This window comes from Paraburkholderia fungorum, from assembly GCF_046026025.1.
Taxonomy (GTDB): Bacteria; Pseudomonadota; Gammaproteobacteria; order Burkholderiales; family Burkholderiaceae; genus Paraburkholderia; species Paraburkholderia fungorum_E.
In genome coordinates this window covers 97,592-109,848 of the sequence record NZ_JAQQFL010000023.1, presented here as the reverse complement: position 1 = coordinate 109,848, position 12,257 = coordinate 97,592, and the positions used below count along the sequence as shown (strand labels likewise).

Here is a 12,257-nt window from a genome sequence, read left to right as displayed (position 1 = left end):
GTCTCCAACCTCCTGAGGGGGTCTGTCCAGTTCGCTCGTGGTTCGGCGGGTCCCGACTGCGCGGGTTTCTGTCTGCCTGAATCGTGTCACTTCGGAGATAACCATGTAAGCCTTTTTTAGCTATCATGTTCGCCTTTAGCGATCACTATCAACCCACGGAGCAGCGACATGACATTGCAGCAATTGCGCGATTTCACGGCGATCGTGAACCAGGGCGGGGTGCGTGCGGCGGCGCGTGCGCTCGGTGTGTCGCAAGCCGGGTTGACCAAGAGCGTGTCGAAACTGGAGGCGTCCGTGCAGGCGTCATTGTTCGTGCGTACGTCGCGCGGCGTCGCGCTCACCGCATTCGGGGAACGCCTGCTCGAGCACGCCGCGATCATCCTGCGGGAATGCGGCCGCGCCGAAGCGGACCTGAACCAGCTACGCGGCGACGAAGCAGGCGAAGTCGATGTCGGGGTGTCACCCGCACCGTCGATCCATCTGGTGCCGGCCGTGTTGCCGGAATTTCGCCGCCGTTATCCCCGCGCGCGGCTTCACGTCACGCACGGCCTCTCACATTCGTTATTGCCCGCGGTACGGTCGGGTCAACTCGATATCGCCATCACGCCCGTACCCGAACCTTTCGACGCCACCGGGCTGCACGTCATCCCGCTCTTTCCGACCGAGCCGTCCATTGTGGGCAGGCGCGATCACCCGCTGGCGAAAAGCCGCTCGATCAGGGATCTGGCCGATTGCGAATGGATTATCACGGGGGTAGCGGACAGCCTCGGCGCGCCCGGCAGCAGCATTGTGGATCTGTTCGCCGAGGCAGGGCTCGGCCGGCCCAATGTCGCCGTGGTGTGCGACTCGCTGTTCGACACGCTGTCGCTGATCGCCCGCACCGATCTGCTTGCACCGCTGCCGCAAGCGGTGCTCACGCACAGTCTGATGCGCGATGGTCTCGCGCGCATTCCGATCCGCGAACAGCAGAAGGTTTACACGATCTGCATCGTTCATCGCGCCAGCCCGCCGTTGTCGCCGATTGCGGCGGCGTTGACGGCAATGCTGGTGTCGTTCGCGAAGATCGGGCGTGGAATCAGAGGGGCCTGAGCGCGGGCCGACAAGACACGCATCAAAGCCCACATTTGCATCCGGAAATCGGGCATCCACGGGACTCTGGCTGTATCCTGCCCTGCTCGACTAGCGTGAATGCTCGCGCCAGCGCATCTGGGGCATCCGGCTGAGGAATGACACGGCTGCGCGGCGTCGCAGCCGACTACGCGGTGTGTCGTCAAACCGCCAGAAGTACGAACATTGCCGCTACCGCAACGCCCATTACACCGGTCGCAAGCCAACCCACAACCCGGAGGCTGCCCGCGATGGTGAATTCCCCCATCACGCCCCGATGCGACGCCATCTTCATCACGAGGACCATGATCGGGACCGAGGTCACGCCGTTGATAACGGCACTCCAGAATAGCGCCTTGATCGGGTCGATCGACGTAAAGCCCAGCGTCAGACCCACAAGCGTCGCCAGCACGATGATCCCGTAGAACCGCTTCGCAAGACGCGGCTCCAGTTCCAGACTGTTTTTCCATCGGAAGGCGCCGGCCATCGCATAAGCGGCCGAACCGGCGAGAACCGGCAAGGCAAGCAGTCCCGTGCCGATAATGCCGAGGCTGAAGAGCAGGAATGCAAACTGTCCCGCGATCGGTTTGAGTGCCGATGCGGCCTGTGCAGAGGTCTGGATATCGGTCAGGTGGTGGGCGTGGAGGGTCGCGGCTGTCGTCAGGATGATGAAGAACGCAATCAGGTTCGAGAAGGCCATGCCGATCCGGGTATCGGATCCAATCCGTTTCAGGTTCGTCAAGGCCAGCCAGGGTGCCCTCTTCAGCGCATGCTGCCCAGCCGCTGCTTCCAGTTCCTCCACCTCCTGGGAGGCCTGCCAGAAAAACAGGTACGGGCTGATGGTCGTGCCGAACACCGCGACGATGATCGTCAGGTAGGCGCTACTCCATGTCAGGTGAGGAAACACGGTTCGGGCCGCGACGGTCGCCCACGGAATCTTCACGGCAAACACGACGCCCACATACGCAAACAGCGCAAGCGTGAGCCATTTGAGCACCTTCACGTAGCTTTTGTAGGGGACGAAAACCTGCAGGACGAGCGAAAACAGGGCGAGCGCGACCGTGTAAAGGCGCGTGGGTCCGCCCACCACCAGATTGACGGCCGCGCCCATGGCGCTCAGGTCGGCGGCAATGTTGATCGTATTGGCAACCAGCAGAAGCACCACGGCGCTATAGAGCAACGACACCGGATAGTGGCGCCGGATATTGGTCGCCAGCCCATGGCCGCTGACCCGCCCGATACGCGCACTGATGATCTGGATGGCAACCATCAGCGGATACGTGAGCGGGATCGTCCACAGAATGTTATAGCCGAATGCCGCGCCGGCCTGCGAGTAGGTGGCAATGCCGCTCGGGTCGTCGTCGGCTGCGCCGGTAATCACGCCGGGGCCGAGTTTCTCATGCCACTGGCTGGCCGGGCTCACCGGTGCTGACGAGGGGGCAAGGTTGGTTGTCATGCAAACTCCACTACCCGGGCCGGGCCACAATGCACATCAATCGGTGTGCCGCCCGCAGCATCGGTGGCGCGGGCGGATCGTCGCGACATTGACCCGCGGTGACGGCGTCCGTGCTGCCAATGGCATTGCGCAACGTTCATGCCCGAGCCGGCGATTGGCGATCTGCGCCAGGCAGGCGGACGGGTACGAGGGGACACGCGGGAGCCACGGGCGAAGCCGCTACAATAGCCGTCGTGCAATGCGCCCGGCAAAATGGGCGAAATGGGTTCGCCGGCAACGGGAGGGGCCATGTTCGACAAGGCGCTGCGTATCGAAGGTGGGCCGGACTGGCATCACTTCCACGTCTACACCGACAGTGCGCCCGTCGCGGTGCTGCTCGTCGCGACCCTGCTGCTCGCGATTCTGTTGGCAAGTGCGATCTGCTACTACGTAACGCGCTCGATCATGCTGATGATCGTCGGCCGCCTAGCTCGCCAGGAGCGGCACAAGTGGTTGCGCGCCGCCGAGCGTCATAAGGTTTTCCATCGGCTTGCGCCGCTCGTGCCCGCCGCGATCATCTATGCGGCCGCCCCGCTGCTTTCCGGACTCACGTTCCCGCTGATTTCAGCACTCGGGCATCCGCTTGCGATCCTTGCAGCCTGCTACATGGTGTACACCGTGCTACGCGCCGCGCTCGCGTTCCTCAATAGCGTCAGCGAGCGCTACAGCCACTTTCCGTCCGCGAGCGAACGGCCGATAAAAAGCTTTTTGCAGGTCGCCACCATCGTGCTCTACGTGATCGCGCTGATCGCCATGATTTCGGTGCTGCTGGAGCGCTCGCCTGCATACTTCCTCACTGGCCTGAGCGCGATGACCGCGCTCCTCATCATTATCTTTCGCGATTCGCTACTCGGCTTCGTGGCCAGCATCCAGCTCGCCGCGTACGACATGCTGCGAGTGGGCGACTGGATCGAAGTGCCCGGTTTCGTCGCGGACGGCACCGTGATCGACATCGCGCTGAACACAATCAAGGTGCGAAACTTCGACAACTCGATCGTCATGCTGCCGAGCTATGTCCTGCTGACGAACAGCGTGAAAAACTGGCGTGGCATGACAGAGTCGGGCGGCAGGCGCGTCAAGCATGCGATTCATTTTGACGCCGACACCGTGTGCTTTCCCGACGAGGCGCTGCTTGCCCGGCTGTACAGCGATATCGATCCGCCACTCGCTGCATTGATGCCCGACGACGCAGGGCGCCGTACAAACCTCGGCCTGTACCGTCTCTACCTGAGTGCGCACTTGCGCGACCACCCCGCGGTTCGCCACGACATGCCGCTCGTGATTCGCCAACTGCAGTCAAGCCAGCCCGTCGTCGCGCTGGAGATATTTCTCTACGTCAACGAGACGCGCTGGGAACAGTACGAAAACCTGCAGTCGGATATGCTCGACCATGCCTATGGGCTCGTGCCGCTGTTCGGCTTACGCTGCTGGCAGGAGCCACGACCGTCAGGCCGGTAGCCATAGCAGCGGGCGCTGCAGTGGGATCTGCTCCGTCAGACGATCCTGTTGTCATTGGATGGACCACCTGAGGAACTGCATGGCAAAAATCTGTGTTTACGGCGCGGGTTCCATTGGCTGCTACGTCGGTGGACGGCTTCGTGCCGGGGGCAACGAGGTCAGTTTTATTGGCCGTGCGCGCATCGCCGACCAGTTGCGCAGCCACGGCCTCACCCTATCGCGACACGACGAAAGCCGCTGGTATGTGCCACCCGAACGGATCGACGTCTCGACGGACGCTGCGTCGGCCGCCGTAGCCGGCCTCGTGCTGGTGACCGTCAAGTCCGCGGCGACACCCACGGCCGCGGCGGAACTGGCCAACGTGCTTCACCCCGGCGCGGTCGTCGTCAGCTTCCAGAACGGCCTCGGCAATGCGGAGGTGCTGCGCGCCGCACTGCCGCATTGCACGGTGCTGGAGGGAATGGTGCCATTCAATGTCGTCGAACGCGGCCCCGGTGCATTTCATCAGGGTTCGGCGGGCGAGCTTGAGATCCGGCAGGCGCCGGCCTTGCAGCCGTTCGTCGACGCCTTCAGCAAAGCGGATCTGCCGCTGATCCAGCACACCGACATGTTGCCGGTGCAGTGGGCGAAGTTGCTGCTTAATCTCAACAACGCGATCAACGCGCTATCGAACCGTCCTTTGAAAGAGGAGCTCTCGCAGCGTGCCTACCGGATCTGCCTTGGCATGGCGCAGAAAGAAGCGCTCGCGCTTCTGAAGCAGGCCAACATACGGCCGGCCAGAGTGACGCCGCTTCCGGCCAACTGGATACCGCGTGTTCTCGGTGTACCCGATGCATTGTTCGAGCGCCTGGGCCGCACGATGCTGACGATCGATCCGCTCGCGCGCTCGTCGATGTCCGACGATCTGGCGGCCGGACGCACCACGGAAATCGACTGGATAAACGGCGAAGTCGTGCGCCTCGCCCATCGCCTTGGGCGAAGTGCGCCGGTGAACGAGCGGCTATGCGAGCTCGTGCGGGAAGCCGAGCGACGCGACGCGCGCCCATCATGGTCGGGCGAAGCACTGCTGGCTCAGATGCGGGCTGCAGCGGGTGCTTCTTCGGCGCGGCATGGCGCGCGCTGAACACGCCCCTGCGTCAGAGCCGTCTGTCTCGCCCGACATGCGCCTGTCATGCGCGTGTCAATCCAGCAACGTTGCGTGGACCGCCGTCCCGTAACACAGCACCTCGGTGATCCCTCTCGATACCTCGGTTGCGTCATATCGCATGCCGATGATGCCGTTTGCGCCCAGATCCGCTGCCTGCGCAATCATGCGCTCGTAAGCATCCTGTCGCGCTCGCTCACACAGCGACGTGTACAGCGTGATGTTGCCGCCGAAAATGGTCTGCAGCGATGCGCCAAGCGAGCCAACGATGGATCGCGACCGAACGATGATCCCGCGAGCAACGCCGAAGGATCGCTCGATCCTGTGCCCCGGCAGCTCAAACGCTGTCGTCACTCTATGCCGTTCTATCATCGCCTTCTCCTGATACGTATGTGATCAGCCATTGTCTCTATCCGCGAGTGCCCGCTCCAGATTGGCATCGACTCTCTGCAACAACCCCAGCAATTGCGTTCGTTCTTCAGACGTAAAACCCGTCAAGGCCGTTTCGCAAACCTCGTCCATCACCCGTTTTCCGTTGGGCATCTGCTTCGCGGCACGGGGAGTCAGCGAAATGAGCCGACTGCGCCCATCGGCGGGATCGGGCACACGTTTGACCAGACCGTCGCGCTCCATACGGCTCAAGAGTTGAGCCATGCTGGACTGCTCCACCTGCGCCACGCGCGCCAATTCCGCCTGGGACAAGACACCTGCCTTTTTCAGCGTCACCAGAACGGGCAACTGGCCCATTGCAAATCCTAACTGACGCAGCGGCGCGTCAGCCAGCCTCGCAAAGGTTCGGTACACCTGGCCGATCAACCTCATTGGACGGCCGGAATCTTCGGTGTGCGATTCGCTTGACATATCAATAGGCACCTATATATATTGCATAGGCACCTATCTTAATGGATTCTCCCATGAAAGCAAACCCAAGGATTGCCATTGTCGGCGGTGGCCCCGCAGGACTCACGCTGGCACGTCTGCTCCACCTTCAAGGGATTGTCGCCACGGTATTCGAGCGCGACACGCATCCGCTCGAACGGCCTCAGGGCGGCACCCTGGATCTGCACGAAGAGTCCGGCCTGCTGGCGCTGCAACGCGCCGGACTGACCGATGCGTTCCAGGCAATCGCCCGCTATGACGATCAGGGCACGCGTCTGCTGAACGCACGCGGCGAGGTCCTGTTCGAGGAACCGGACACCGCGAGCGGGAATCGCCCCGAGGTCGACCGCACGGCTTTGCGCGCCATGCTGCTCGATGCGCTGCCTGACGGCATGGTCCAATGGAACCGGCCGCTGCGCGAGGTGCGGGACAACGGCGACGGACGCTGGAACCTGCTGTTTGAAGGCGGTCCCGAAGGCCCGTTCGATCTGGTGATCGGCGCCGACGGCACTTGGTCGCGCATCCGGCCGCTCCTGTCGCCCTACAAACCGCAATACAGCGGTCTGTGTTTCGTCGAATTCGGTATCGACGACGCCGACCGCTCTCATCCGGCCCTGGCGCGCCTGGTCGGTCGCGGCAAGATGGGCGTGGAAAGCGACGGCAAGGGGCTCATCCTTCAGCGCAATGGCAACGCGCACCTGCGTGGCTACGCGATCTTCCGCGTGCCGCCCGGCTGGGTGGAACGGCGCTTCGATTTCACGTCGCCGAAAGCTGTCCGCGAAGAGTTGATACGTGAATACGCCGGTTTCGCCGACACCCTCCTGGATCTGTTTCGCGCCAGCAACGATCAATTTGCCATACGACCGATCCATGCACTGCCCGTAGGACATTGCTGGAACCATCGAACAGGCCTCACGCTGATCGGTGATGCGGCGCATGTCATGTCGCCGTTCGGCGGCGAAGGCGTAAACAACGCGATGCTCGACGCGGCCGAGCTTGCACGATTGCTAGGCGCGCGCGACTCATGGGACGAAGCCGTGTCGGAGTTTGAGACCTTGATGTTCGCGCGCGTGGTCGAGTCCGCCGAGGGTTCGGCTGAAGGCGCCGCGACCTTTCTGTCACACGATGCCGAGGCGCTGACGCTCGACATGGTTCGGCGTCACCAGGCTGAATCCCGGATGTCCACCAGTGGCGCTTGACCCGCTGTAGCGCTCCTCGCCCCGCCGAGGCTTTGCGACGCTACGATTCATCGAATAAAACCTAGGCATAGGCATTGCGCGCACCTCTGACAAGACCACCCTTGTTCAGCCCGCATGCACGAAACCGCGTCGTTTCTGATCGCCGGCGGCATCTTCGTCGCAATGGGCATTGCGACTTCGATGTTCGAGCGGCTGCCTTGCAGCACGGCGATGTTCTATCTGGCCGCGGGCTTCGTGCTGGGTCCCGCCGGTGTCGGACTGCTTGCGCTCTCTCTGCCCCACGACGCCGTCCTGCTGCGCATCCTCACGCAGGTCGCACTGCTGGTGTCGCTGTTCGCGATCGGTCTGAAACTGAGAGTGCCGGTGCTCGACGCGTTATGGAGCCTGCCGCTGCGGCTCGGATTCCTCGCGATGATCGTCACGGTGCCGCTACTGACGCTAGCGGGTGTCGGCATCCTGCATCTTGGCTGGGGACCGGCGCTGCTGCTTGCGGCGATACTCGCGCCGACCGACCCGGTACTCGCCCACGAGGTGCAAGTGCGCCACTCCAGCGATCTGGATCGCGTGCGCTTCGCGCTCTCCGGCGAAGGGGGCCTGAACGACGGCGTTGCTCTGCCGTTTGTGCTCGCCGGACTCGCGCTATGTTCAGACCCGAGCGCGGGTGCCGGACAGGTGTTGTCGGCTGCTTTTCTGGGCATGACGGCATGGGGCATCGCCGGCGCACTTGCCGTGGGCGCCCTGTTGAGCTGGACCACCACGCACGCGGTGGCCTGGCTGCGCACCCGTCACGCCCAGGCTCTCGGTCTTGAAGGTTTCTTTGCGCTCGGCTTGATCGCGCTCTCGTTCGGCGCGGCGCAACTGCTCCACACGTTCGGATTTCTCGCCGTGTTCGCCGCGGGTGTGGCGATGCGCCGGGCCGAACACCAGGCGAGCGGCAAGCAGTCCGCGCCTGACGCGATAGGCGCCGTCGATCCAGGAGATACCGAGGCAACTGCCGTTCATCCGCAGAAAGCGCATGCGTATATGGCCGAATCGGTGCTGGGCTTCACAATCGAACTCGAGCGGATCGCCGAAATGGCCGCGATGATGATCATCGGCAACGTCCTCTCGGCACTGCCTGTACCGCTCTTCACCTGGTCGAGCGCGGCGCTCATCGTCGCATTGTTTGTGCTTGTGCGGCCGCTCGCCGTCGAAGTGTCGCTGATTGGATCACAGGCTTCACCCGCGCAGCGGCGCTTGATGAGCTGGTTCGGGATTCGCGGAATTGGTTCGTTTTACTACCTGGCTTACGCACTCGAATATGGCCCGCGCACTGACGTGATGCCTCTCGTGCCACTAGCACTGGCGGTGGTGACCACCTCAGTGGTCGTGCACGGCATCTCCGCGACGCCGCTGATGAACTGGTATCAGCGCCTGCGTGGTGTGGCGCGTTGAGCGGGCATGGACAATGAATTTCAGCGGAAAACCTTACATCGCGCCGCGCATCATTTACAACCGCTGACGTGCTGCGGGCATCTGCTCCGCAGTGAATGGCACTGCCGCCAGCCCGCGTGACGCCCGGCTCTCCACGCGAGTCATCGTCGCCGGCCGAGCTTCTCCTCCAGCCCCCTCCCGCAGTTGAAACTTGTCGGTCGCGACGTGCAGCAACTGCGCGAGGTTAGTCAAGGAATGAGTCGCAGCCGCTGCCTGCTCGACGAGCGCTGCGTTTTGCTGCGTCATGCTATCCATCTGCGTAACAGCAATGTTGACCTGATTGATGCCGGCACTCTGCTCTGCAGTGGCCGCCGTGATCTCGCGCATAACCCCTGACACTCTTGCAATGGCATCGCGCGCGGCCTCGATCGTCAGGCCGGTTTTATCGACCAGCTCAACACCGTTCTGCACCTTTCCCGCTGCGCGGCTGATCAGAACCCGGATCTCCTTTGCCGCGCCCGCACTGCGCTGCGCGAGCGTGCGCACCTCACCGGCCACCACAGCAAAACCGCGCCCTTCGTCCCCTGCCCGCGCAGCTTCCACCGCCGCGTTCAGCGCGAGGATATTGGTCTGAAAGGCAATCCCTTCGATGACCGAAATGATCTCCACCATCTTGTGAGATTCGCTCGACACCTCTTGCATGGTTGACGCCGCTTCCGTTGCCATCTCCCCACCGCGATTGACGATCTGCTCCGCATTCGCCGTCAGTTCACTCGCCGTTTGAGCATTTTCAGCCGTCTGCCTGACCATCGCGGTCATTTGCTCCATGCTGGCAGCGGTCTCTTCGAGCGAGGCTGCCTGATTCTCCGTGCGCGCGGACAGATCGGCATTGCCCTCGGCAATCTCGCCCGCGCCCATGGCCACCTTGCTGGCGGCGTCCTTGATCTGTCCGATCGTATCGGCAAGCCCGTCGCGCATGCGTCGCATGACATGCAGCAGACTTGAATCGTCGGCCCGACGGGTTTTGATTGAGATGGCAAGGTTACCCAACGTGATCTCGCCGGCCACCTGGGCTGCATAGGCCGGATCGCCGCCGATCGCGCGTTGAATACTGCGGTTGGTAAACGAGACGAGGGTGGACAGCAACACCGCAAGTCCGGCAAATATCCCACCGACGATATAAAGCGACTCTTTGAAGGCCGCGTCGATATCGTCCACATAAGCGCCCGTAGCGATAATCCAGTCCCACGGTGCATATCGCACGACATAGCCGATCTTGTCGACTGCCGTATTCGCCGGGTCGTGGGGATGCGCAAACACGTAATCGACAAAGCCGCCATTCGGCGCCTGCGCGACCGAAGCGAACGTCACGTAGTGATGCCGGCCATCGGCATCGGCGGTTCCAGCGAGGTCTTTGCCATTCAACGCGGGTTTCATCGCATGCATGATCATTCGCGGCTTGGAGTCGATCACCAGAAAGTAACCGTCTTCCCCGTAGCGGATATTGCGCAGCCGCTCAAGTGCCTGCTTGCGGGCCTCCGCCTCGGTGAGCGTGCCGCTCTGTGCGAGTGTTGCGTATTCCTTCACAATGCTCAGCCCGACATGAGCGACGTTCACGAGATCGTTCTTGCGCTCATCGATGCGAGTCTGACGGGACAACCATGCCGCCGACACCGACACCACAAGCAGTGCCACCAGACTGACGACCAGTGGCAGCCAGAGCTTTTGCGTGAAACTGAATCGGTGCATGCACGCTCCATATCGCTATCGAGGGCTCGCCCCAGGTCTCGTTATGGCCGTGCCGCCGCGATCCAGGGACCGGCGAGCCGTTGCCTGAACACGGCTACCCGATCTGTTTAACGACACTAGCGGTGCCAATATGTCTAGAGACAAACCCTCCCCGGCCGCCGCGAGCCGATTGCCGATTGCCGATTGCCGATTGCCGACCATTGGAGGAAGGCACCGCCAATCAGTGGCTGATCGCCTCCAGAGCCAGCCCGCGAGTGGGTGGCCCGAGCAGAATCATGCAAATAGCGATGATCATCGAAATGCCGATAAAGACCGCGACGCCCGGTACGCCATAGCCGTGCAGCAGAATCCCGATCGCAAGACCGGCGAAAGCAGCGGAAATCCGGCTCCATGAGTAAACGAATCCGATTGCCCGCGCCCGGACGCGGGTGGGATAGAGCTCGGCCTGGTAGCCGTGATAGGCGTAGGACATGATGTTCGACGACAGCGTGAATAGCACGCCCAGCGCAATCAGCAGCCACGGTTCGGAGGCTTGCGAGAACACCGCGATCACAACCGCCATGATGACCAGACCGCCAATGATCTGAACCTTGCGCTCCACCCGGTCCGCGAACCAGGTGCCGAGCAGCGGACCAAACGGGTTGGCAATAGCGATGACGAATGCATAGCCGAGGCTGGCAGTCACGTGAATGCCGCGGTGAATCAACAGCGTCGGCACCCAGGCCGCGAACCCGTAGAAACCGATCACCTGGGCCATGTTGAAAATCGACAGGATGATCGTGCGGCGGCGATACCGGGACGTGAAAATCTCTCCCAATGTGCCCGCCCCTTCGCTCTCCGGCATGACGGCCTGCGGCGTGGCCAGTTGAATGCCCTTCTCCGCGACGACGCGGCGCTCGATATCCGCGACGATACGCTCGGCTTCGTCGATCCTTCCATGCCGCGCCAGCCACCGCGGGCTTTCCGGAATGTGGCGCCGCAGAATCCAGACCACGATGGCGCCCACGGAGCCAATCAGGATCACGACCCGCCAGTAGTCGAGCCCGAGCGGCCGGGTCCCTTTCAGCGCAAAGGCCAGGAATGCCACCACCGGCACAACGGAGAACGTGATGAATTGATTGACCGCATAGGCGCGGCCTCGCTGCCCATTTGAAATCAGTTCAGAAATGTAAGTGTCGATTGTCACCAGCTCGACCCCGATGCCAATCCCGGCAATGAAGCGCCAGATATCGAGGCCCAAGCCCGAAGACTGGAATGCCATGATGATCGTGCACACCATGTACCAGATCAGCGACCACGTGAAGATCAGCCGGCGGCCAAATCGATCAGCGACATAACCGAATACCAGTGTGCCGACCCAGAGACCGGCGAACGTGGAAAAAACGAAGGTTCCGAACCCGGCGACGGCCAGTGGTTGAAGCGCCGCGAGAAATCCGAGTGATTCGGGCTTGAAGAGTCCGGACTCGACCATCCCCGGCGCAACGTAACCCGTAAAGAAAAGGTCGTAGAACTCGAAAACGCCGCCGAGCGAAATCAGGATCACCATCGTCCAGATGGTGCGCGACGGCGGCAAACGGTCGAGCCGTGCCGCAATTTCGGCTGCTTTCTGCTGGGACATAAAACCTCTCGCTTTGCGTGATCAGCACAATCGGCGTCGTTACCCCAGCAGTTTCGTATAAGGTTGCGGCGACAGCTCCGCAACTCGATTGATCGCCGGGATCTGGACCGCAATCTCGCACATATTCACAAGCGAACGCAATGCGTGTCAGTACCGACATGCACTTAAGGCAGCCGGATCGCACGCCCAGGCTCA

General features: G+C 62.3%; 10 protein-coding genes. 5 read left to right on the top strand and 5 right to left on the bottom strand.

What is annotated here, in order from left to right; genetic code table 11:
* The first annotated feature begins 168 nt into the window (after positions 1–168).
* Positions 169–1,089, top strand: a complete 921-nt coding sequence (locus PQR67_RS23855) for a LysR substrate-binding domain-containing protein (RefSeq protein ID WP_408464701.1) — start codon at positions 169–171, stop codon at positions 1,087–1,089.
* 181 nt (positions 1,090–1,270) lie between these two features.
* Here PQR67_RS23855 and PQR67_RS23850 read toward each other — a convergent pair whose 3' ends face one another.
* On the bottom strand, positions 1,271–2,563 hold the full coding sequence (locus PQR67_RS23850; protein ID WP_408464699.1) for an NRAMP family divalent metal transporter: 1,293 nt from the start codon (positions 2,561–2,563) through the stop codon (positions 1,271–1,273).
* Positions 2,564–2,851: 288 nt separating this feature from the next.
* On the opposite strand from PQR67_RS23850, the gene PQR67_RS23845 reads away from it, so the two are divergent.
* Together PQR67_RS23845 and PQR67_RS23840 are read left to right on the top strand one after the other, a co-directional pair.
* Positions 2,852–4,060 (top strand): mechanosensitive ion channel family protein, encoded by a 1,209-nt coding sequence (locus PQR67_RS23845; RefSeq protein WP_408464697.1) that lies wholly within the window; start codon positions 2,852–2,854, stop codon positions 4,058–4,060.
* A gap of 79 nt (positions 4,061–4,139) precedes the next feature.
* Positions 4,140–5,183, top strand: a complete 1,044-nt coding sequence (locus PQR67_RS23840) for a 2-dehydropantoate 2-reductase (protein WP_408464695.1) — start codon at positions 4,140–4,142, stop codon at positions 5,181–5,183.
* Positions 5,184–5,240: 57 nt separating this feature from the next.
* Here the strand turns inward: PQR67_RS23840 and PQR67_RS23835 are convergent, their stop codons facing one another.
* Positions 5,241–5,576, bottom strand: a complete 336-nt coding sequence (locus PQR67_RS23835) for a YbjQ family protein (RefSeq protein WP_408464693.1) — start codon at positions 5,574–5,576, stop codon at positions 5,241–5,243.
* Positions 5,577–5,600: 24 nt separating this feature from the next.
* Positions 5,601–5,951 carry a MarR family winged helix-turn-helix transcriptional regulator gene (locus tag PQR67_RS23830; RefSeq protein ID WP_408464691.1) on the bottom strand — a complete coding sequence of 117 codons (351 nt, stop codon included), beginning with the start codon at positions 5,949–5,951 and terminating at the stop codon, positions 5,601–5,603.
* A gap of 167 nt (positions 5,952–6,118) precedes the next feature.
* Between PQR67_RS23830 and PQR67_RS23825 the strand changes: the two genes are divergently transcribed.
* Complete coding sequence (locus PQR67_RS23825; protein ID WP_408464689.1) at positions 6,119–7,282, top strand: FAD-dependent oxidoreductase; 1,164 nt, start codon at positions 6,119–6,121, stop codon at positions 7,280–7,282.
* A gap of 114 nt (positions 7,283–7,396) precedes the next feature.
* A complete protein-coding gene (locus PQR67_RS23820; protein ID WP_408464687.1) occupies positions 7,397–8,716 on the top strand; it encodes a cation:proton antiporter in 1,320 nt (439 codons plus the stop codon).
* Positions 8,717–8,770: 54 nt separating this feature from the next.
* Here PQR67_RS23820 and PQR67_RS23815 read toward each other — a convergent pair whose 3' ends face one another.
* Together PQR67_RS23815 and PQR67_RS23810 are read right to left on the bottom strand one after the other, a co-directional pair.
* A complete protein-coding gene (locus PQR67_RS23815) occupies positions 8,771–10,444 on the bottom strand; it encodes a methyl-accepting chemotaxis protein (protein ID WP_408464685.1) in 1,674 nt (557 codons plus the stop codon).
* A gap of 220 nt (positions 10,445–10,664) precedes the next feature.
* Positions 10,665–12,062 (bottom strand): MFS transporter, encoded by a 1,398-nt coding sequence (locus PQR67_RS23810; protein WP_408464683.1) that lies wholly within the window; start codon positions 12,060–12,062, stop codon positions 10,665–10,667.
* Between the last annotated feature and the right edge of the window lie 195 nt (positions 12,063–12,257).